This is a genomic window from Pseudomonas sp. R1-6, from assembly GCF_051132115.1.
Classification (GTDB): Bacteria; Pseudomonadota; Gammaproteobacteria; order Pseudomonadales; family Pseudomonadaceae; genus Aquipseudomonas.
In genome coordinates this window covers 169,746-191,777 of the sequence record NZ_CP071662.1, presented here as the reverse complement: position 1 = coordinate 191,777, position 22,032 = coordinate 169,746, and the positions used below count along the sequence as shown (strand labels likewise).

The following is a 22,032-nucleotide window of genomic DNA, read 5'->3' as shown; positions in this document are numbered from 1 at the left end:
GTGGGAGCTCGCTCCCACCGGGTTTTGGGTTAGCTGATTTCCAGCATCGACTGCTGATCACCCTCGGACATCAGGTATTCAACCAACTCCGCCAGCGGCAACGGCTTGCTGATCAGGAACCCCTGCACCTGGTCGCATCCGAAACCGCGCAGCAACTCCAGTTGCTCGCGGGTCTCGACGCCTTCGGCCACCACCTCGAGGTTGAGGTTATGGGCCAGGTTGATCATCGCGTGGACCAGCTTGCGGTTCTCTTCGCGCTGCTCCATGCCGCCGACGAAGCTCTTGTCGATCTTGAGCAGGGCGATGGGCAGGCTGTTGAGGTGCACGAACGAGGAGAATCCGGTGCCGAAATCATCCAGGGAGAACCGTACCCCCAGGCGACCCAGGGCATCCATGGTCTGTTTGACCAGTTCGCTGCGACGCATCACGGCGGTTTCGGTGAGCTCGAACTCCAGCCATTGGGCCTCGACACCCCGTTCGGCGATCAACCGGCTCAGAGTCGGCAGCAACTGGCTGTCCTGGAACTGCCGGAACGAAAGGTTGATCGCCATGTGCAACGGCGCCTGCCCACGTTCACGCAAGTCCTGCATGTCCCGAAGGGCCCGGGCAATCACCCAGTAACCCAACGGCACGATGAGCCCGCTCTGCTCGGCCAGCGGCACGAACTCACTCGGTGGCAACAAGCCGCGCTCGCCATGGCGCCAGCGCACCAGGGCTTCGAGGCCGACAATCGTGCCATCCGCCAGGTTCAGCCGAGGCTGGTAATGCAATTCCAGCTCATCACGTCGCAACGCCCGCCGCAGCTCGCTTTCCAGGTCGGCGAGGCTGCGGGCATTGCGGTTGATGCGCTCGTTGAAGATATGAAAGGTGCAGCCTTGGGTGCTCTTGGCCTGCTGCATCGCGATATGGGCGTGCCACATCAAGGGGTCCGCACCGGCTTGCGCCCGGGCGTGGGCAATGCCCAGGCTGCAACCGATCAACAGGCTTTCACCGTCGACCCAGTAGGGTTCGGCCATGGCTTCGATGATGCGCTCGGCCATCCACTCCGCTCGCTGGGGCGCCCGGCGGGTGTCGATCAACAAGGCGAACTCGTCGCTCCCCAGCCGTGCCAGCTGATCACCGGCCTCAAGCGCGCCTTTGAGCCGCGAGACAACCTGCAGGATCAGCCGATCGCCGGCCTGGTGGCCGAGCGCGTCATTGGCGTGACGGAAGTTGTCGAGGTCCAGGTGACCCAGGGCCAGGCCACGGCCTTCGTTTTCAGCCAGGCGAGCCGCCAGCAAGGTCTGAAAACCCTGGCGGTTGGCGATGCCTGTCAACGGGTCCTGCTCGGCGAGCCGTTGCAGGGTGTTTTCCAGCATCCCCCGCTCGCGCACGTGACGCAGGCAACGACGCAGGGTCGCCTCATCGAGGGCGTCGCGCACCAGCCAGTCGCTGACGCCATCCGGGGAAACCGAAGGTTCATGCTCGAGCAACAGAACTGTCGGCAAACGACAACGACCCGGTGCCGGCTGCAGGGCGGCAACGGTGAGCAGCACCGCGTTGCGGTTGTCCTCGAACAAGCTGCTGACCGAGTCCCAGTTCGGGGCGCTGATCAACACGACCGAGGGCCCCATGGGCGCCAGGCACTCGCGCAATATCGCTGACCACTCAGGCGTTTCGGCCAACAACAGCAAACGCAAGGGTTCGACAGGCGTGGACAAGCTGACTCCCTAGACTCTGCAAGGTGGTAGGCGCGGGGCATTATGACGCGCCGATGGGCAATCACCAATGCCAATGGTTCTCAGATACCCGCTTTTTGAAGGTTTTTCATCCCAAAAAACGAACGTTGGAACCAATTTCCGTCCGCATCCTGAGGGAAAGTGACGAAAGCGGCAATTGCAATGATGCGCAACGTCACAAGTCGGACAGGGCAGCACAATTCTCAGAGCCTGTTAAAATGCCGGCCCATTTCGCAAACGACTCCCTGAACCCTGTCATGTCCCGACTCAACCCCCGGCAGCAAGAAGCCGTGAACTATGTCGGCGGCCCTCTTTTGGTGCTCGCCGGTGCAGGCTCCGGCAAGACCAGCGTGATCACCCGCAAGATCGCGCACCTGATCCAGAATTGTGGCATCCGCGCCCAGTACATCGTCGCCATGACCTTCACCAATAAGGCCGCCCGGGAAATGAAAGAGCGGGTCGGCGGCCTGCTGCGCGCCGGCGAAGGTCGCGGCCTGACGGTCTGCACCTTCCACAACCTGGGCTTGAACATCATCCGCAAGGAACATGCGCGGCTGGGCTACAAACCGGGCTTCTCGATCTTCGACGAGGCCGACGTCAAGGCCCTGATGACCGACATCATGCAGAAGGAATATTCCGGCGACGACGGCGTAGATGAGATCAAGAACATGATCGGCGCCTGGAAAAACGACCTGATCCTGCCGCCCGAAGCACTGGAAAACGCCCGCAACCCCAAGGAACAGACCGCCGCCATCGTCTACGCCCATTACCAGCGCACGCTCAAGGCGTTCAATGCGGTGGACTTCGACGACCTGATCCTGTTGCCGGTCAAACTGTTCCAGGACCACGCCGACATCCTCGAGAAATGGCAGAACAAGGTCCGCTACCTGCTCGTGGACGAATACCAGGACACCAACGCCAGCCAGTATCTGCTGGTGAAACTGCTGATCGGCAAACGCAACCAGTTCACCGTGGTGGGCGACGATGACCAGTCGATTTACGCCTGGCGCGGCGCGCGGCCGGAAAACCTGATGCTGCTCAAGGAAGACTACCCGTCGCTCAAAGTGGTGATGCTGGAACAGAACTACCGCTCCACCAGCCGGATCCTGCGCTGCGCCAACGTGCTGATTTCCAACAACCCCCATGAGTTCGAAAAACAACTGTGGAGCGAGATGGGCCACGGCGACGAGATCCGCGTGATCCGTTGCCGCAACGAAGACGCCGAAGCCGAGCGCGTGGCCATGGAAATCCTCAGCCTGCACTTGCGCACCGACCGGCCGTACAGCGATTTTGCGATCCTGTACCGCGGCAACTACCAGGCCAAGCTGATCGAGCTGAAACTGCAGCATCACCAGGTTCCCTATCGTCTGTCGGGGGGCAACAGCTTTTTCGGCCGCCAGGAAGTGAAGGACCTGATGGCCTATTTCCGCCTGATCGTGAACCCGGACGACGACAACGCCTTCCTGCGGGTGATCAACGTGCCGCGCCGGGAAATCGGTTCGACCACCCTGGAAAAACTCGGCAACTACGCCACCGAGCGCAAGATCTCCATGTACGCCGCCACCGACGAAATCGGCCTTGGCGAGCATTTGGACAGCCGCTTCACCGATCGCCTGGCGCGCTTCAAGCGTTTCATGGACAAGGTCCGCGAGCAGTGCGCCGGGGAAGATCCGATCTCTGCGCTGCGCAGCATGGTCATGGACATCGACTACGAAAACTGGCTGCGCACCAACAGCTCCAGCGACAAGGCCGCCGACTACCGCATGAGCAACGTCTGGTTCTTGATCGAGGCGTTGAAGAACACCTTGGAAAAAGACGAAGACGGCGACATGACCGTCGAGGACGCCATCGGCAAGCTCGTGCTGCGGGACATGCTCGAACGCCAGCAGGAAGAGGAAGAAGGCGCCGAAGGTGTGCAGATGATGACGCTGCACGCCTCCAAAGGCCTGGAGTTTCCCTACGTGTTCATCATGGGCATGGAAGAAGAAATCCTGCCGCACCGTTCCAGCATCGAGGCCGACACCATCGAAGAAGAACGGCGCCTGGCCTACGTCGGGATTACCCGGGCGCGCCAGACGCTGGCCTTCACTTTCGCCGCCAAGCGCAAGCAATACGGCGAAGTGATCGACTGCGCCCCGAGCCGCTTCCTCGATGAGTTGCCGCCGGACGACCTGGCCTGGGAAGGCAACGACGACACGCCGACAGAGGTCAAAGCCGTTCGCGGTAACAGTGCCCTGGCGGATATACGCGCGATGTTGAAGCGCTAGAATTTTCCACTATTTCAGGCGCTGAACGCGTCCCAGAGGAGGCTTCATGGAAGCCCTGCACCAGAAAATCCGAGAGCTAGGCATCGTGCTGTCCGACCAGGTATTGAAGGTCGATGCGTTTCTCAACCACCAGATCGATCCGCAGTTGATGAAGCTGATCGGTGATGAATTTGCCGCACTGTTCAAGGATTCGGGCATCACCAAGATCGTCACCATCGAAGCCTCGGGCATCGCCCCGGCGATCATGACCGGGCTGAATCTTGGCGTGCCGGTGATCTTCGCCCGCAAGCAACAGTCCCTGACCCTGACGGAGAACCTGCTGTCGGCCACCGTGTATTCCTTCACCAAGAAGACCGAAAGCACCGTCGCCATCAGCCCACGCCACCTGACAAGCAGCGACCGCGTGCTGATCATTGATGATTTCCTGGCCAACGGCAAAGCCTCCCAGGCGCTGATTTCCATCATCAAGCAGGCCGGCGCCACCGTCGCCGGGCTGGGGATCGTGATCGAGAAGTCGTTCCAGGGCGGCCGCGCCGAACTGGATGCCCAGGGCTATCGCGTCGAATCGTTGGCCCGGGTGAAGTCGTTGGCGGGTGGGGTTGTGACCTTCCTCGATTAATACCCATTCCCCTGTGGGAGCGAGCCTGCTCGCCCCCACAGGGGATGGCCGATTTCTAAGGCGCAGTCGCCTTGAGCCCCGCCAGCAACAGCCGCTGATACAGCTCTTCCTTCAGCCCCTCCGGGCTCGTCAGCTGCATTCGCTCCAGATGCCCGGCATATTCCCAGGGCTGCGGCGCATCCAGGGCGGCTTTGCCCAGATCCAGGATCTCGGTGAGCTTGAATTTGCTTTTCAGCCAATTCAGCGCCCGCAATAAGTCCCGCTCGACCTCATCGAAATCACAGCCCAACGGGTACTCCGGAAACAGGTTGGGATGCCGCGCCTGGATCCCCTGCAAACGCTCCGAGGTGTTGTCGGCAAAGCGTGGATCGAGGCGAAAGTCCTTCGGCAGCTTGCCGGCATTTTGCGCTTGCTCGATCAATCCGGGTTGGAAGCGTGAATCGCTGATGTTCAGCAACGCCTCGATCACCGCGGCGTCGGTCTTGCCCCGCAGGTCGGCGATGCCGTACTCGGTTACCACAATGTCACGCAAATGGCGTGGAATCGTGCAGTGACCGTATTCCCAGACAATGTTCGAACTGACCACCCCTCCCGATTCCCGCCAGCTACGCAACAGCAGTATCGAACGCGCCCCTTCCAGCGCGTGGCCCTGGGCGACGAAGTTATACTGCCCACCGACGCCGCTGAGCACCCGCCCGTTTTCCAATTGGTCAGCCACTCCCGCGCCCATCAAAGTCATGGTGAAGACCGTGTTGATGAACCGAGCATCGAGGCGCTGCAAGCGCTTGAGCTGCTCCTGACCGTACAGCTCGTTGATGTAGCTGATACGCGTCATGTTGAATTCAAGCAGACGGCTCTGCGGCAACTCGCGCAAGCGCTCGTAGAAACTGCGCGGGCCGAGGAAGAACCCGCCATGAATGCAGATGCCATCGGGTTGCGCCGCCTCGTCGAGGGTTCCGGCAATGGCCCGCTCCTGGGTCGGCTCGTCGGGGTAGACCTTGCGCCGGATAATTCCTGCTTCCGCCAGCACCAGCAAACCGTTGACGAACATCTCACTGCAACCGTACAACCCCTTGGCGAAAGGCTCGACCCCGCCTTCGCGCTCGATCAATTGCGCCCACTGGCTGAGGTTCAGTTCCGCCAACAGAGCCTGGTAACCGGCGTTATCGGCTTGGCGCGCCAGCAGTGCCGCTGTCAGTGCGTCGCCCATGGAGCCGATGCCGATTTGCAACGTACCGCCATCGCGCACCAGGGTGCTGGCATGCAGGCCGATCAAGTGATCCTGGAACCCCACCGGCATGTTGGGCGTGGAAAACAACGTGTGGCTGTCCTTCTCGTCGATCAACAAGTCGAAGCCATCGATGCCGATTTCCGCGTCACCGGGCATGTACGGCAAGTCGCTGTGGACCTGGCCCACCATGAGAATGGTCTCCCCCGCCTCGCGCCGCTTGGCGATCATCGGCAACAGATCCAGGGTAATGTCCGGATTGCAACTCAGGCTAAGCCGATCCGGGTGGTCCGGGTCGCTCGCCACCAGTTGGGCGATCAGGTTCAAGCCTGCCCCGTTGATGTCCCGGGCCGCGTGGCTGTAGTTACTGCTGACATAGTCCTGCTGGGCCGACGCGCTGTGTAAAAGGCTGCCGGGCTGCATGAAGAATTGTTGGACGCGGATATTGGCCGGCAGGCTGTCGCGCTGCAGGTCGGCCAGGTAATCGAGTTCGGGATAATCGCCAAAGACCCGTTCGACGAAGGGTTCGAGGAAGCGCTTCTGCAACCCATCGCCCAAGGTCGGCCGCCCCAGGCTCAAGGCGGTGTAAATGGTCAGCTGTCGCTCGGGCAGTTGCGCGATGCGCCGGTACAGCGCGTTGGCGAACAGATTGGGTTTGCCCAGCCCAAGGGGCATGCCGAGGTGGATATGCGCGGGCAGGCGCTCGAGCACCTCATCCACCGCCTGTTCGATTGAACACAACTGCACCATCCTACCCTCCGGGACTTTCCATGAATGTGGGTTGGACCGAGCTTGCCGGGTCTTGGTTGCGATGAACAGCGCTGAAAAATCCCAGGCGCAAAAAAGCCGCTCGTAAGCGGCTTTTTTGTGAACAATGCCGGCGTTTTACAGGCCAGACATCTCTTTGATGGCGCCCTTGAGCTCTTCATCCGAGCAATCGGCGCAGGTGCCTTTAGGCGGCATGGCGTTGACGCCCGTGATGGCCTTGGCCAGGATGCCATCGAGACCGCCCTGGTGGTCGGCGCGTTCTTTCCAGGCTGCCTTGTCACCGATTTTCGGCGCGCCCAGCAGACCAGTACCGTGGCAAGCGTTGCAATGTTTGGCAATGACGTCTTTTGGCGCCTTGGCACCGCCGGCACCGCCCGCCGCAGTAGCCACTTCCATCCCCTTGCATTCCTTGCCCTGGACGCAAACCTGGCCGACGGGTTCAAGGCGCTTGGCGATGTCATCGTTGGGCGCCGCTTGAGCGCTCGCAGCCCATAGGGCCAATACGGTTGCTGGTGCAGCCAGCATTTTCATAATTAGGTTCACGCGTACACCCTCAATGGTGGCTAGTCACGCCTGCGGCCACGGTTTGCAGGCGGGCGCAAGTATAGCGGTAAGCCTGTCACTCCGAAACAACCCCAAAGTCGCAAGGGTCTTGTTTGTCATGACAGGCCAACCTTCGGGCGCCTTTGCCCATGCGGGCTCGGCGCCTCTTGGTCTAGAAATTGGCCGGTGTGGCTGCGCTGATCAGTCGCGCCGGCACGTCGAACGGGTTACGGAAGCGGTGGGGCTTGGTGCTTTCGAAATAGTAGCTGTCACCGGCTTCGAGCACGAAGGTTTCGGCGCCCACCACCAATTCCAACCGCCCTTCCACCAGGATCCCGGTTTCTTCGCCTTCGTGGGTGAGCATCTCGTCGCCCGTGTCGGCGCCAGGCGGATAGATTTCGTTCAAAAACGCAATCGCCCGGCTCGGATGCGCCCGGCCCACCAGTTTCATGGTCACGGCGCCATCGGAGATGTCGATCAGTTCGTTGGCTTTGTAGACGATCTGGGTCGGTTTCTCCTGGAGGATTTCTTCGGAGAAAAACTCGACCATGGACATGGGAATCCCGCCAAGGACCTTGCGCAGCGAGCTGATCGAGGGGCTCACGCTGTTTTTCTCGATCATCGAAATGGTGCTGTTGGTGACGCCCGCGCGCTTGGCGAGTTCACGCTGGGAAAGGCCTTTGAGTTTACGAATGGATTGCAGTCGTTCACCGACGTCCAATGCTGGAGCCTCCAGGGAATCAGGTTGTGTGTAAAGTGAACGTTATCATGGCGACAGCGTTCAGTATTTACAACACTTTGGCCCGAATCCTGTGCGGTGAAGCGACTTTCGGTAGATAGCGCTGAGCCTCACCCCTTGGAATAGAGCCTTGGCACCCGCCGCAGGTTGCAGAATATCTGGTAGGGAATCGTGCCGGCAGCCATCGCCACGTCGCTGGCGAGGACATTTTTGCCCCATAGCTCGACCGTGGAGCCGAGCCCGGCCTGGGGGATATGGGTCAAGTCCACGCACAGCATGTCCATCGATACCCGCCCGACAAGTTGGCTACGCTGCCCGTCCACCAGCACCGGCGTGCCGTTGGGCGCCTGGCGCGGGTAGCCGTCGGCGTAACCCATGGCGACCACGCCCACACGGGTCGGTTGCGCCGTGACAAAGCGTGCGCCATAACCCACGGGCTCGCCGACGGGAAGCTCGCGCACGCTGATGATTCTAGACTCCAGCGTCATGACCGGCTGCAGGCGCGAAGCAACGGCATTGGCCTCCTCGAAAGGCGTTGCGCCGTACAGCATGATGCCGGGCCGCACCCAGTCGCTGGGGATCTGCGGCCAACCCAGCACCGCCGGAGAATTGCGCAGGCTGACCTCTGCCATCAGGCCCTGGCGGGCCTGCTCGAATACTGCTAATTGTTGCAGGCTGCTGGGGTCATGCAGTTCATCGGCACGGGCGAAGTGACTCATGAGTACGATCTTCGCCACGTTTCCACTGGCCAGGAGGCGACGATACGCCGGCTGGAACTCGTCCTGATGCAATCCGACCCGATGCATACCCGAATCGAGCTTGAGCCAGACCGTGATCGGCTTGCCCAGCGTCGCGCGCTCGATCGCTTCGAGTTGCCACAACGCATGCACCACGCACCAGAAATCATGTTCGACGATCAAGGCAAGCTCATCGGCCTCGAAAAATCCTTCCAGCAGCAGGATCGGTCCACCAATACCGCCCGCTCGCAGCTCCAGGGCCTCTTCGATACAGGCCACGGCAAACCCGTCGGCCGTTTCCTGCAAGGCTTCGGCGCAGCGCACCGCCCCGTGCCCATAGGCGTCGGCCTTGATCACCGCAAGGGCTTTGGCCCCCGTGACTTCGCGGGCCAATTGATAGTTATGACGCAAGGCTTGGAGGTCGATCAGGGCACGGGCAGGACGCATGGCGGCACGCTTCTAGGCAGTCATGGATAAAAAACCGGCGCAGGCTGACAGCATCAACCACCAACAGCGCCGGGAGAGGGAGAGTTTTGACAGCTGTCAGGGCAGCGCGGCCGAAACACTCAAGCAGTCATTGGTGAGCTGGCGCTGGATTGCCATGTTTTGCGGACTCCTGGGGTTTGCTGCCATAACGGGAAATGTCGAGGCCTTCGGCGCTGATCTGTGGCTTTTTCTTCGCCATCAGGTCCGCCAGCAGGCGACCGGAACCACAGGCCATGGTCCAACCGAGGGTGCCGTGGCCAGTGTTCAGGAACAGATTCTTGAACGGGGTAGCGCCCACGATAGGCGTGCCGTCCGGTGTAGTTGGGCGCAGGCCTGTCCAGAAACTGGCCTGGGCCAGGTCGCCGCCCCGAGGATAAAGGTCGTTGACGATCATCTCCAGGGTTTCGCGCCGACGCGGGTTCAGCGAAAGGTCGAATCCAGCGATTTCGGCCATGCCGCCGACGCGAATACGGTTGTCGAACCGGGTGATCGCGACCTTGTAGGTCTCATCGAGAATGGTCGAGGTCGGCGCCATCGCCGGGTCGGTAATCGGCACGGTCAGGGAATAGCCCTTGAGCGGATACACCGGCGCGCGGATACCGAGGGGCTTGAGCAACTGTGGCGAGTAGCTGCCCAAGGCCAGGACGTAGCGGTCGGCTGTTTCCAGCTTGCCGTCGATCCAGACGCCGTTGATGCGGTCACCGGCGAAATCCAGGCGCTCGATATTCTGGTCGAACCGAAATTGCACGCCGAGCTGGACAGCCATTTCCGCCAGGCGGGTGGTGAACATCTGGCAGTCGCCGGTCTGGTCATTGGGCAGGCGCAGCGCACCGGCGAGGATGTCGGTGACGTTGGCCAACGCCGGCTCGACCCGGGCGATGCCTGCGCGGTCGAGGACTTCGAACGGCACGCCGGACTCCTTCAACACGGCGATGTCCTTGGCCGCGCCATCGAGCTGGGCCTGGGTGCGGAACAGTTGAGTAGTTCCCAGGCTGCGGCCCTCGTAGGCAATGCCGGTCTCGGCGCGCAACTCGTCCAGGCAGTCACGGCTGTACTCGGACAGGCGGACCATGCGCTCCTTGTTGATTGCGTAGCGGCTGGCAGTGCAATTGCGCAGCATCTGCGCCATCCAGAGGTATTGATCGATGTCGGCAGTGGCCTTGATCGCCAACGGCGCGTGACGCTGCAACAGCCACTTGATGGCCTTGAGCGGCACACCGGGCGCGGCCCACGGCGAGGCGTAACCCGGCGACACCTGGCCGGCGTTGGCGAAGCTGGTTTCCATGGCCGGCGCCGGCTGACGGTCGACCACCACCACTTCAAACCCGGCACGGGCCAGATAGTAAGCACTGACGGTACCGATGACGCCGCTACCCAAGACCAGAACGCGCATGTTGAATCCTCATCGCGGATGACCGCTGACGTTTGTTGTACAAAGCTTAGATGGGCGCAGTGTAAAAAAGATCAGCCAGTGCTTTTCACTATATAAATCCCTATATTTGGCGAGAATTCTCGGCAAAAACCCTTTTCATGGAGGCGCATCACCTGTGCGTACCAATACCCAGACCAAGCGCGAGCTGGACAAGATCGACCGCAACATTCTGCGCATCCTCCAGGCGGACGGGCGGATTTCCTTCACCGAACTGGGCGAAAAGGTCGGTCTCTCCACCACGCCATGTACCGAGCGGGTCCGGCGCCTGGAGCGCGAAGGCATCATCATGGGCTACAACGCCCGGCTTAATCCGCAGCACCTGAAGGGCAGCCTGCTGGTGTTTGTCGAGATCAGCCTCGACTACAAGTCCGGCGATACCTTCGAAGAATTCCGACGCGCAGTGCTGAAATTGCCACACGTCCTGGAATGCCACCTGGTATCGGGCGACTTCGATTATCTGGTGAAGGCGCGGATTTCCGAGATGGCCTCGTACCGCAAGCTGCTGGGCGACATCCTGCTCAAGCTGCCCCACGTGCGTGAGTCCAAGAGCTATATCGTGATGGAAGAAGTGAAGGAGAGCCTGAACCTGCCGATCCCGGATTGAGCGGCCTAGACCAACACCTGCCGGGTACTCGCCATGTACTCATGAATCTGCTTCTCGACACGCGGGTGGATCAGCTCCACCGGCCGTCGACCATTGGGACATGGCAAGGTCGCCGTGGTGCCGAACAGACGGCAGATCAACGGCCGCTCGTCGTAGACCGTGCAACCGTTCGGCCCCAGGTGCACGCAATCGAGCGCTTCCATGGCGGCGTCCTGTTCGGCGCGGGTCTTGCGCGGTAGCCGGGACATTTCCTCGGGCGAGGTGGTCACCGGGCCGCAGCAGTCGTGACAGCCCGGCACGCACTCAAACGTAGGGATCTGCTGACGCAGCGTGCGGATTTTTTGGCTGTTGCAGCTCATCGAGGCGAGTACCGGGTCGGGACAGCCTTGGATTCTGCCTCAAAAGGCGCAGGCCAGACAGCGTCAGCCGACCAGAGTTGCCGATGGAGGAAAGCGCGGCTTATGCTCCGTAAAATTTCTCAAACACATCAATCAGGATTACGCACATGAACGCCCGTGTTCAGCAACCTGTCCCGAGCCACGCGCACGCCGCCTCTTATTACGCCGCCAGCAGCCTGCCGCAGCCGGACCATCCGGTGTTGCAAGGCGAGCTGATCGCGGACGTCTGTGTGGTGGGCGGCGGGTTCTCTGGGTTGAACACGGCCATCGAACTGGCCGAGCGCGGGATGAGCGTGGTGTTGCTCGAAGCACATAAAATTGGCTGGGGTGCCAGCGGACGCAACGGCGGCCAGTTGATTCGCGGCGTTGGGCACGGCCTCGACCAGTTTGCTTCGGTCGTCGGTAACGACGGCGTCCGTCAGATGAAACTGATGGGGCTTGAGGCGGTGGAAATCGTCCGACAACGAGTCGAGCGCTTTCAGATTTCTTGCGACCTGACCTGGGGTTATTGTGACCTTGCGAACAAACCCGGCGACCTTCAGGGCTTCGCCGAAGACGCCGAAGAATTGCGCAGCCTGGGCTACCGCTACGAGACCCGACTGCTGCGCGCTGACGAAATGCACAACGTGGTGGGCTCGGATCGTTACGTTGGCGGCTTGGTCGACATGGGTTCGGGTCACCTGCATCCGCTCAACCTGGCGCTGGGAGAAGCCACGGCGGCCCAGCAATTGGGAGTTCGACTGTTCGAACGATCAGCCGTCACCCGCATCGACTATGGCCATCAAGTAAAAGTACATACCGAGCACGGCTCGGTCCGCGCCAATACCCTGGTGCTGGGCTGCAACGCCTACCTCAATGGCTTGAACCAGGAGTTGAGCGGCAAAGTGCTGCCGGCCGGCAGCTACATCATCGCGACCGAGCCGTTGAGCGAAACTCAGGCACATGCGCTATTACCGCAGAACATGGCCGTTTGTGATCAGCGGGTGGCGCTGGATTATTACCGGCTTTCGGCGGATCGCCGCTTGTTGTTCGGCGGGGCTTGTCATTATTCCGGGCGCGATCCGCAGGACATCGGCGCCTATATGCGTCCGAAAATGCTCAAGGTTTTCCCTCAGTTAGCGGACGCGAAAATCGATTATCAATGGGGCGGGATGATCGGCATCGGCGCCAACCGCTTGCCACAGATCGGCCGTCTCAAGGATCAGCCGAACGTGTATTACGCCCAGGCCTACTCGGGCCATGGCGTAAACGCCACGCACCTGGCGGGCAAACTGCTGGCCGAAGCAATCAGTGGGCAACAGGGAGGTGGCTTCGATCTTTTTGCACAGGTGCCGCACATGACATTCCCAGGGGGCAAACATTTGCGCTCACCGCTGCTGGCATTGGGGATGTTGTGGCATAGATTGAAAGAACTGGTGTGACAGGGGCCGAGGGAGCTTGCTCCCTCGCCACAGGTTTCTTATCGATTCAAATCCGCCAGAACGGCTTCAAGCCTTCCGCCCGCGCCTGCTCCCGACTCAGTCCAATATCACGCAACTGTTCGGTCGACATGTCCAACAGGGCTTTGCGTGTATGCAAACGATGCCAGAACAGTCCCCAGCGACTCAGGCCGGCTGGCGCATTGCGCAAAGCCCCGCTGCGCAGCTCCTTTTCCTGCCCAGCCGCCAGTTCCTGACTGTGTAACGTCAGCCGTACATCGCTCAAGCCGTTCATTTTTGATCGCTCCTGTTTACTTGGGTAGCCAGAGCTTTCATGATGCGCGGACGGCCAAAAGCAATACAGATTCAGGCGATGTCTTTTATAAGCATACAGAATCGGCGTTTTCGGCACTGAATCGAACTTTTGCGCCGCAACTGTATTGGTTGTCGCTTTCCCACTTCACTGAGAACGCACCATGACGCTGTACGTGAACCTCGCCGAGCTGCTCGGCACCCGTATCGAACAAGGCTTCTACCGCCCCGGTGACCGGCTGCCGTCGGTGCGCGCCTTGAGCACCGAACACGGGGTCAGCCTGAGCACGGTCCAGCAGGCCTATCGCGTGCTGGAGGACAGCGGGCTGGCAATGCCGAAACCCAAGTCTGGCTATTTCGTGCCGGTCAGCCGGGAACTGCCGGACCTGCCGGCGGTGGGCCGTCCAGCCCAGCGCCCGGTGGACATTTCACAATGGGACCAAGTGCTGGAACTGATACGCGCCGTACCGCGCAAAGACGTGGTGCAGCTGGGTCGCGGGATGCCGGATATCCATTCGCCAACCATGAAGCCATTGCTTCGCAGCCTGGCGCAGATCAGCCGACGACAAGACATGCCCGGCCTGTATTACGACAACATCTATGGCAACCTGGAACTGCGGGAACAGATCGCCCGGCTGTCCTTGGACTCCGGCTGCCAACTGGGCGCCAACGATCTGATTGTCACTACCGGCTGCCACGAAGCGCTGTCAGTGAGTGTCCGCGCCACCTGCGAGCCAGGTGACATCGTCGCGGTGGATTCACCCAGCTTCCATGGCGCCATGCAGACGCTGAAAGGCCTGGGCATGAAAGCCCTGGAAATCCCCACCGACCCACTCACTGGCATCAGCCTGGAAGCTTTGGAACTGGCGTTGGAGCAATGGCCGATCAAGGCCATACAGTTGACCCCGAGCTGCAATAACCCGTTGGGTTACATCATGCCCGAGGCCAACAAACGCGCCCTCCTGACCTTGGCACAGCGCTTTGATGTGGCGATTATCGAAGACGATGTGTATGGCGAACTGGCCTACACCTACCCGCGTCCGCGCACCATAAAGTCTTTCGACGAAGATGGGCGCGTCCTGCTCTGCAGTTCTTTTTCCAAGACCTTGGCGCCGGGCCTGCGAGTGGGTTGGGTTGCCCCCGGTCGCTATCTGGAACGGGTGCTGCACATGAAGTACATCAGCACGGGATCTACTGCGCCGCAGCCCCAGATCGCTATCGCCGAGTTTCTCAAGGCTGGTCATTTCGAGCCGCATTTACGCCGCATGCGCGGGCAATACCAGCGCAATCGCGACGTAATGATGGACTGGGTCAGCCGATATTTCCCCCAGGGCACCCGCGCCAGCCGCCCTCGTGGCAGCTTCATGCTCTGGGTCGAGTTGCCGGAAGGCTTCGATACGCTGAAGCTCAACCGCATGCTTCATGACCAAGGGGTCCAGATCGCGGTCGGCAGTATTTTCTCGGCATCTGGCAAATACCGTAATTGCCTGCGCATGAACTACGCTGCCAAGCCAACGGCGCAAATCGAAGATGCCGTTCGCAAGGTGGGTGCCGCCGCGAGCAAGCTGTTGAGCGATGTCGCCAACGTCCAATGAAGCTCATCGATCACTGAATGATCAGCGGTGCAGGCACGCTCAGCCAACCTGGCAAGCCACCTCAAGACGATCGATAGGCGCTGAGGATGCCGGCATCTGGCGAGTATCGATTTCCAAGCGGCAGATTTGCTCATCGGCAAGCGCTATAGAGAGTTTTGCCACGACAGGGGCATCCTCCAGATATACCAGGCCCGTGTCGACCACCGTCGTCAAGTACTCACCCGCATGGTCGTAAACCCCAAGGCCCTTGGCCATGGGTACCCCCTCTTCGTTGCGCACGTATAGCAACAAGCGACGAACCCTGGCGGCCTGGAAGTCGAGCCGCGGCACAGCGCCGCGCGCTGCCCGCACTTCTTGGTAACCATTTGGCACCTCAATGTTGCGAGGGAGGCTGACCGTGTCGATTTCAACACGGCTCGCCTGGTAAGGCGGCAGTTCAGCCGCCACCGCACGCCCGGCTCCATCGGTCCAGACGGGCCCCTGGGGCGTTCCAATCTTCACTCCGGCGTAGTCGCCGACTTTGAGCAGGCCGAACGTGTCGCGCAGCGGATACGGCGAAGGCGTCACGCCCTCGTCGTGCAAAGCCAACCCGCCGCGTAGCGTCAGGTCATAATGGCGCGCGCCGGCGCTGCTCTGGGAATACCCCAGTTCTGCGCTGGTATAACGGGGCACGGCGTTAAGCCTGGCGTTGAAGTCGTTCCGGTCGTCGGCGAAGCGATCGGCACCGATGCTGTAGCCAAGGCTGTCACTGACCTGCTCCGAATAACGTGCGCCACTGCGCACTCCTCTCGAATCATCGTAACGTACAGAAGTGCTTATTCTTCGGTTGCGTCCCAGGGGAACACCCACGTTGACGAACGCACCTGATCTACCCGCTTGCTCAAACCTGTCGTGTTCAAGGCTCAGCGAAAACGTCGCCCAGTCGAAACCCCGCGACCATGCCGCGCTGACCCTCGAATGAGCTTTTCCACCCCCGCCCTGATACCGAGCCAATGATCCGCTCAGCGCACCCCAAGCCGGATCCGCTCTCCTCAGCGATAGGCTCCAGTGATTGGCCGCGCGGGCAAACGGGTCACCTCCAACGGCATCACGCCCGGCCTCAGACAAGTATCGAAACCCAGAGCTGCGCTGGCCCGCTGTCAAACCGACCGATAGCCCGTCGCCCAGCGTCGTGTTGAGTGTGGCCTGGATCTCTTGGCCGCCTATGCCTCGTGTCGTGCGTGAACCGAGCTGCTGCAGGGTCAGCACGGTCGCTGGGGTCAGCGCTTGAGAAACGCCCCATCCAAAGGATTGGTAACCGTCGGCCCCCATCCACCCTGCGCTCGTCTGCGTCCGAGGGCCCCATCGCCAGTCCCGGCTGGCGGCAAAAAATGATGGGGTGTCATGGTCACGCCCGATCTGCCGGATCCTGCCTGCCGCCAATCCATAACTGGGCAGGGTGCCTAGTCTCGCGGGACGCACTTGCGCGGCAGGCACATGAAAGTCGCGACGCTCACCGCTTTCTTCGAACACGCCGACTTCCAGATCCAACCTATCACTGATCAGCGGCAGGTCGCGCAAGGTGAACGGCCCGGGGGGGACCAGAGTGGTATAGATCACGATGGCACTCTGGCGGACCTCGACTCGGGCCGTCGAATAGGCCAACCCTTGGACCTCGGATCCCGCGCCCAGCCCACCCGCATCCGCGGAAAGCGCCGTTTCCGGGAAGATTTGCACCCCGGTGAACGGGCCCGTGGAAAACAACGAGGAACGCATGTTCAACTGGCCCAACTGCACCTGCGCGCCAAACCGCTCCCAGGTCTTGGATGCTTGGGTGTACAGCGTCTCGAAACGCGTCACGCCCTGGAACGACGTGTAATTCTGGCGGCTGCGCACGACCCAATCTCCGGCATTGAAACCCAGCTCAGTGCCCAAGCTGCGATAGTGGCTGGACTGCCCCGCAGCGGAACCGTCGATGACCAGAGCATCGTAATTCCACACACCCGCCACCCCTCCGGAGTCCCAGCCGCCGGGACGCTGCCCTGGCCTCGCCAGCAAGTCGGCGGGCACCACCAATGAAACCAGGTTCTGTCCCGGATCAAGCTGCACCCGAAAGCCGGCCAACGCTTGTACGGCAGACAGGCACAGCGCCTCATCAACGCCTGGATTCACGTTCGACGGCGCGGCGATTCCCACGTGCTCAAACAAGTTCGCATCGACGCACAACTGCCCTTCGTCATCGAACGTCACGAAGATCTGCCCGGAAGGTACGCCATTGACATTCAGGGAGACGCGGTTGCGTCCTGCGGCAAACCGCGCGGCGCTGCGAAAGTACTCGGCGACATTCGGATCGATCCCTCGCGCTTCGAGCACCGAACGGTCAAATTCATCGGACGCCTGTGCCGAGGCTTCGGTCCAGGCAATCGACATCAGGACCAGGCTGCCGACAGGCCGCCAGAAGACACCCAGGCCCACTACTGCAAGCTCAAGCGTGCGTCGTGGCTACCAGCGGCAAACCCGTAGGTGGTGGCTGGGAACAACCGGACATGTGTGCCCAGGCTCGATGGCGTGGCGAACGCCAGCGTTTCCCCCGGCAGGATATAGGTACGGCCGATATTCAGTGTTGCACCACCGGGAATCAGACTCACCGATCGCGCCAGCCTCACAACATAGGGGCTGGGATTGCTCACGCTTATCTCACCGGTCCTGGCGCTCCAGACCAGCCGTTTCCAAGGCATTCGCTCCGTTGCCAGGCCAGCCGGACGAATAATCACCGGGATGTTCTGGCGCACGCCCATGGAGATTTGTGCGCCACTCGCCGCCGGACGCGCTTTGATGCCCTCGAACACGACGCGCTTGAGCCGCTCCGTCTGCAAGACAGCGGCACTGTGAAGGATAAAACGCACTTGCTGGCTCTGGCCGGGTTCCAGTCGAGCCACGGGCGGGTTGACCAGGAGCAACGGTTCCTTGTCCTCCGGAAGGTCAAGGACAGCGCTATAGAGCAATGCCGGTTGATCGTCCGTATTCCTGACATTCAGGGTCGCCTCCCCTATGCCCTGGTCGACAATCACAACCGGCGTTTCCGGGACCATTCCGGCCGCCTGGGCGCCTAGGCCTATGAATGGCAGGCACAGCGCTGCCATCGCACTCGTCCACAGCGAGCAATTTCGAACAAACATGGGAATCTCCAGAGGCACCGACCGAGACATGCCAGGCACGTCTCGTCGGCATCAAACCTAGCTGCAGGAGCACGGCTCCTCAGGCGAATCGATGGCCCTTCAGACGCGCATTACGCGTCGTCATGCGCCAGGAGTCAGAGATAAAACACATCGAACGTAACCGAACCGTCGAGATCGAAGTCATCGGTGGTAGCCGGTAATTCGGACGTGGCGCGAATGACCGCGGCGACTTTCATCGGGAAGGTGTGAAGACGAGCCGGTGCGGGACCGGCTGCCGGGCTACCCCCCCAGGAGTAAGTCGTTGGCGCATTGGTCACCAAACCATTGGTCGGCACGCTCCAGCCCGGATTGGCCGCCGTTCGTAGCAGCAGTGACTGCAAAGCGCCGTCGGCCCGAGGCTGGCCACTCAACAAACCGAAACCACCGATGCCGACCCCCTGGGTGCTACCCAGGCCGCAATACAGATCATCGCCTCGGCTTCCGTTGAAGGACAGGCCCGGCACTTTGGAAGCACCGCGGTTGTCAGTCACGGCAATTTCCACGGCCGCCGGAGCGGAGCAGGTGATTTGCAGGCTGACGTCCCGCTGAGGAAGATCGTTCTGCCGATCGGGGGCCAGGGTGGACGAAAAAATCCGGCCTAGGTTGACATCGCTACCACCGGCAAATGCCGGAACGCAGGAGGTCGGAATGACCCGGCCAGTTACATTCAAATCAACACTGGCCGCCTGGGCGATCATGGGCGTGGAAGCAGCAGCCAGCATGCTGGCCAGGAATATTTTTTTCATGATTACTTACCTATGGAATGGGAGGGAGTGAAGTCATGCGATGGCTATCAGGGAAGGAAACCAGCCACCGGCAGCAATGCCTGCGTATCGTTGCCTACCAGATGGGATTTTTCTGTAGGAAAAGGCTCCTCGACGCGCCATGTTTTTCAGCAAAACGCGTGGCTCTCTTGGCCTTGGAGGCGGTGTCCCACACCCAAGGGGCACCGCATCTCGCAGGCATGACGGATCAAAAAGTCGTGCCATACTCCTTCGCAACGACCCGGGATGATTCGACTTGAAACCCCACGTTCCCCTGACTTTCGCTCTGTTGCTCGCCACGACTCTCTGCGGCTGCGCGAGCCTGGATATCACTCGCGAGCCCAGCCAGGCGCTAGCGGCGGAGCATTCGACCTTCGGTCGCTCAGTCCAGGCCCAAGCCGCTCTTCACGAGGGCCGCTCGGGCTTTCGTCTACTGTCGGACAGCTCCGAGGCCTTCACCGCCCGTGCCGAATTGATCCGCAACGCTCAAAGCAGCCTGGACTTGCAGTACTACATCGTCCATGACGGGATCAGCACGCGAATGCTGGTGGACGAGTTGCTCAAGGCCGCCGACCGGGGCGTACGCGTGCGCATCTTGCTGGATGACACCACCAGCGACGGGCAAGAGGAGACCATCGCGACGCTCGCTGCCCACCCCAACGTCCAGATCCGCCTGTTCAACCCTTTGCATCTTGGCCGCGCCACCGGCGTGACCCGCGGCCTCGGGCGGCTGTTCAACCTGTCGTTGCAGCATCGAAGGATGCACAACAAGCTTTGGCTGGCGGACAACAGCATGGCGATCGTCGGGGGCCGAAACCTGGGGGATGAGTATTTCGATGCCGAACCCAACCTGAATTTCACCGACATTGACCTGCTCGGTGTCGGGCCGGTGGCCGAGCAGCTGGGACATAGCTTCGACCAGTATTGGAACAGCGCCCTGAGCAAGCCCATCGAGCAGTTCATGTCCCATCGGCCCACTGCCCAGGACTTGGCCGACAGCCGCTTGCGCCTGCAAGCGTCCCTTGATCAGACGCACAAGGAAAACCAGGCGCTGTATCAGCAGCTGACCACCTACAAGACCCAGCCACGCCTGGACACCTGGCGCAGTCAATTGATCTGGGCCTGGAACCAGGCATTGTGGGACGCGCCGAGCAAAGTACTGTCAAGGGATGAGCCTGACCCCCAATTGCTGCTGACAACGCAACTGGGGCCGGAGCTGACCGGAGTGAGCAAGGAATTGATCATGATCTCGGCCTACTTCGTCCCCGGCCAGCCGGGCCTGGTGTACCTGACCAGTCGCGCCGATGCCGGCGTATCGGTGAGCCTGCTGACCAACTCCCTGGAAGCCACTGATGTGCCCGCTGTTCACGGCGGCTACGCGCCGTATCGCAAGGCCCTGTTGCAGCACGGCGTGCGCCTGTTCGAACTGCGACGCCAGCCGGGCGACAATGGCAGCAGCCCACATCTGTTCTATAGCAAGTCCTACGGCGAGTCGGACTCCAGCCTGCACAGCAAGGCGATCATCTTCGACCGGCAGAAGTCCTTCATCGGCTCGTTCAACTTCGACCCGCGTTCGGTCCTGTGGAACACCGAGGTCGGTGTCCTGGTGGACAGCCCGGAGCTTGCCGACCAGGTGCGCGAGCTGGCGTTACAGGGGATGGCGCCGACCCTGAGTTATCAAGCCCGGCTTGAAGAGGGAAGGATGGTATGGACCACCGAAGACAACGGCAAGCTACACGACTTGGACCGCGAGCCAGGCAGTTGGTGGCGCCGGTTCAATGCCTGGTTCGCCACGACGATCGGGCTTGAGAGCATGCTCTGAGGGTTGACTGCTTTTCTGGCAGTCCGCCTTTGTGGCGAGGGAGCAAGCTCCCTCGTCGCCGGCCTCTTCTAACTTCAGGCGGGCTGTGTCGCTCCGAACGCGCCTTGTCGCAACAACAGAATCACCAACCCGAACGCCCCCGCAGCCATGAACAGGGGCAGCGCGTGCCCGCTGATCCATTGGCTGCCCGCCCCCGCCAACAAAGGTCCAACCAGGCATCCAATGCCCCAAAGCTGGGCAATATGAGCGTTGGCCCGGACCAACGCATCGTCGCGATAACGCTCGCCGATCAAAATCAGCGACAAGGTGAACAGCCCTCCCGCGCTGGCACCAAACAGCACCCACAGCGGCCAGATGAAGAGCGTGTCGATCAGCAGCGGCACTGCCAGGCTGGACAACATCAAGACCACCGCGCAGCCAGTGAACAGCGAGCGACGCGAAAGGCGATCGGCCAGGGCACCGATGGGCAATTGCAGCAAGGCATCGCCGACCACCACTGTGCTGACCATCGCCAGCGCGACATCGGCGCTGAAGCCCTGGCGCAAGCAATAGACGGGCAGCAACGTCAGGATCATGGCTTCAAAGGCGGCGAACAACGACACGGCCCAACCAATCGCCGGCAAGCCCCGGCAAAAGCCCCAGAGATCCTTGAAGGTGACACTGCTGGCTTCACTGCTGGGCGCCCCGCTACGGCCAAGCAACAATAAGGGCGAGACCAGCAGCAGGCCGACGCCCACCCAGAAGCCATAGTCGTGGTCGGTCCCAAGGGCGCCGAGCAGCAACGGACCGGACAGTTGGCTCAACGCATAGCTGCTGCCGTACAGCGCGACCAACCGGCCGCGCCATTGTTCGACGACCAATTGGTTGATCCAGCTCTCGCCAAGGATGAATACCAGCGTCAGGACCACGCCGATCAACAGCCGCAGCAGCAACCACACCGGATAACTGGGCAACAGCGCCAGCAACCCGATGGACAGCGCCCCGCCCCAAAGGCACAGGCGCATCAATGCCGCCGTGCCGAAGCGCGCCGCCAGTCGGCTCGATACCTTGGCCCCGACCAGCACCCCAACGGCCGGCATGGCGGCCATAACGCCGATGGCGAACGAACCGTAACCCCAGCCCTCCAGGCGCAGCGACACCAGCGGCATGCTCACGCCCAGGGCCAGGCCGACACTCAGGACAGACGCCAACACGGCGAAATAAGTCGCCCAACGCATTTCCCTGCTCCTGTAGCAATCACTCAAAACCAATGCGGGAGCGAGCTTGCTCGCGATGGCGGCGCGACATTCAACGATGTCGTCGACTGTCATACCGCTGATCGCGAGCAAGCTCGCTCCCACAGGGGACTAGCGCTACTTGAGGGCCCGAACCGGATCCGGAGCCGT

At 61.2% G+C, this 22,032-nt stretch carries 18 protein-coding genes; 6 read left to right on the top strand and 12 right to left on the bottom strand.

Going from position 1 to position 22,032, the window contains the following annotated elements; translation table 11 throughout:
• Positions 1 to 29 precede the first annotated feature (29 nt).
• On the bottom strand, positions 30 to 1,700 hold the full coding sequence (locus tag J3P81_RS00800) for a putative bifunctional diguanylate cyclase/phosphodiesterase (RefSeq protein ID WP_434561649.1): 1,671 nt from the start codon (positions 1,698 to 1,700) through the stop codon (positions 30 to 32).
• Positions 1,701 to 1,975: 275 nt separating this feature from the next.
• On the opposite strand from J3P81_RS00800, the gene rep reads away from it, so the two are divergent.
• Positions 1,976 to 3,985: a DNA helicase Rep gene (gene rep, locus J3P81_RS00795; protein ID WP_420765162.1), complete on the top strand. Its 2,010-nt coding sequence runs from the start codon at positions 1,976 to 1,978 to the stop codon at positions 3,983 to 3,985.
• Positions 3,986 to 4,031: 46 nt separating this feature from the next.
• Positions 4,032 to 4,604, top strand: coding sequence for a xanthine phosphoribosyltransferase (locus J3P81_RS00790; RefSeq protein ID WP_420765163.1), 573 nt, complete (start codon positions 4,032 to 4,034; stop codon positions 4,602 to 4,604).
• 55 nt (positions 4,605 to 4,659) lie between these two features.
• Here J3P81_RS00790 and J3P81_RS00785 read toward each other — a convergent pair whose 3' ends face one another.
• From J3P81_RS00785 to dadA, 5 genes are all read right to left on the bottom strand, one after another.
• Positions 4,660 to 6,582, bottom strand: coding sequence for an acetyl-CoA hydrolase/transferase C-terminal domain-containing protein (locus J3P81_RS00785; RefSeq protein WP_434561647.1), 1,923 nt, complete (start codon positions 6,580 to 6,582; stop codon positions 4,660 to 4,662).
• A 135-nt stretch (positions 6,583 to 6,717) separates the two neighbouring features.
• A complete protein-coding gene (locus tag J3P81_RS00780) occupies positions 6,718 to 7,131 on the bottom strand; it encodes a c-type cytochrome (RefSeq protein ID WP_420767177.1) in 414 nt (137 codons plus the stop codon).
• A gap of 184 nt (positions 7,132 to 7,315) precedes the next feature.
• On the bottom strand, positions 7,316 to 7,864 hold the full coding sequence (locus J3P81_RS00775; protein WP_030138196.1) for a cupin domain-containing protein: 549 nt from the start codon (positions 7,862 to 7,864) through the stop codon (positions 7,316 to 7,318).
• Between the two features lie 128 nt (positions 7,865 to 7,992).
• Positions 7,993 to 9,066: an alanine racemase gene (alr, locus tag J3P81_RS00770; RefSeq protein WP_434561645.1), complete on the bottom strand. Its 1,074-nt coding sequence runs from the start codon at positions 9,064 to 9,066 to the stop codon at positions 7,993 to 7,995.
• 127 nt (positions 9,067 to 9,193) lie between these two features.
• Positions 9,194 to 10,498, bottom strand: a complete 1,305-nt coding sequence (gene dadA / locus J3P81_RS00765) for a D-amino acid dehydrogenase (RefSeq protein WP_420767172.1) — start codon at positions 10,496 to 10,498, stop codon at positions 9,194 to 9,196.
• A 154-nt stretch (positions 10,499 to 10,652) separates the two neighbouring features.
• Between dadA and J3P81_RS00760 the strand changes: the two genes are divergently transcribed.
• Entirely contained in the window at positions 10,653 to 11,141 is a 489-nt protein-coding gene (locus J3P81_RS00760) for an Lrp/AsnC ligand binding domain-containing protein (RefSeq protein ID WP_003206849.1), read from the top strand.
• 5 nt (positions 11,142 to 11,146) lie between these two features.
• On the opposite strand, the gene J3P81_RS00755 is transcribed toward J3P81_RS00760, so the two are convergent.
• The gene (locus J3P81_RS00755; RefSeq protein ID WP_420767171.1) at positions 11,147 to 11,500 is read right to left on the bottom strand and encodes a YkgJ family cysteine cluster protein; all 354 of its coding nucleotides are present in this window, start codon (positions 11,498 to 11,500) and stop codon (positions 11,147 to 11,149) included.
• 146 nt (positions 11,501 to 11,646) lie between these two features.
• Between J3P81_RS00755 and J3P81_RS00750 the strand changes: the two genes are divergently transcribed.
• A complete protein-coding gene (locus tag J3P81_RS00750; RefSeq protein ID WP_434561643.1) occupies positions 11,647 to 12,960 on the top strand; it encodes an NAD(P)/FAD-dependent oxidoreductase in 1,314 nt (437 codons plus the stop codon).
• Between the two features lie 46 nt (positions 12,961 to 13,006).
• Here J3P81_RS00750 and J3P81_RS00745 read toward each other — a convergent pair whose 3' ends face one another.
• Positions 13,007 to 13,252: a DUF1127 domain-containing protein gene (locus J3P81_RS00745; protein ID WP_420767169.1), complete on the bottom strand. Its 246-nt coding sequence runs from the start codon at positions 13,250 to 13,252 to the stop codon at positions 13,007 to 13,009.
• Between the two features lie 181 nt (positions 13,253 to 13,433).
• Between J3P81_RS00745 and J3P81_RS00740 the strand changes: the two genes are divergently transcribed.
• Positions 13,434 to 14,864 (top strand): PLP-dependent aminotransferase family protein, encoded by a 1,431-nt coding sequence (locus J3P81_RS00740; RefSeq protein WP_420767168.1) that lies wholly within the window; start codon positions 13,434 to 13,436, stop codon positions 14,862 to 14,864.
• Positions 14,865 to 14,903: 39 nt separating this feature from the next.
• Here the strand turns inward: J3P81_RS00740 and J3P81_RS00735 are convergent, their stop codons facing one another.
• From J3P81_RS00735 to J3P81_RS00725, 3 genes are all read right to left on the bottom strand, one after another.
• Entirely contained in the window at positions 14,904 to 17,318 is a 2,415-nt protein-coding gene (locus tag J3P81_RS00735) for a fimbria/pilus outer membrane usher protein (RefSeq protein ID WP_434561641.1), read from the bottom strand.
• On the bottom strand, positions 17,318 to 18,022 hold the full coding sequence (locus J3P81_RS00730) for a fimbria/pilus chaperone family protein (protein WP_434561639.1): 705 nt from the start codon (positions 18,020 to 18,022) through the stop codon (positions 17,318 to 17,320). The genes J3P81_RS00735 and J3P81_RS00730 overlap by 1 nt, the downstream gene beginning before the upstream one ends.
• 134 nt (positions 18,023 to 18,156) lie before the next feature.
• Positions 18,157 to 18,807: a DUF1120 domain-containing protein gene (locus J3P81_RS00725; RefSeq protein WP_434561637.1), complete on the bottom strand. Its 651-nt coding sequence runs from the start codon at positions 18,805 to 18,807 to the stop codon at positions 18,157 to 18,159.
• A gap of 274 nt (positions 18,808 to 19,081) precedes the next feature.
• Here J3P81_RS00725 and J3P81_RS00720 point away from each other — a divergent pair, with 274 nt between their 5' ends.
• Positions 19,082 to 20,647, top strand: a complete 1,566-nt coding sequence (locus J3P81_RS00720; protein WP_420767164.1) for a phospholipase D family protein — start codon at positions 19,082 to 19,084, stop codon at positions 20,645 to 20,647.
• Positions 20,648 to 20,721: 74 nt separating this feature from the next.
• On the opposite strand, the gene J3P81_RS00715 is transcribed toward J3P81_RS00720, so the two are convergent.
• Positions 20,722 to 21,864 (bottom strand): MFS transporter, encoded by a 1,143-nt coding sequence (locus J3P81_RS00715; protein WP_420767163.1) that lies wholly within the window; start codon positions 21,862 to 21,864, stop codon positions 20,722 to 20,724.
• Positions 21,865 to 22,032: the final 168 nt, after the last annotated feature.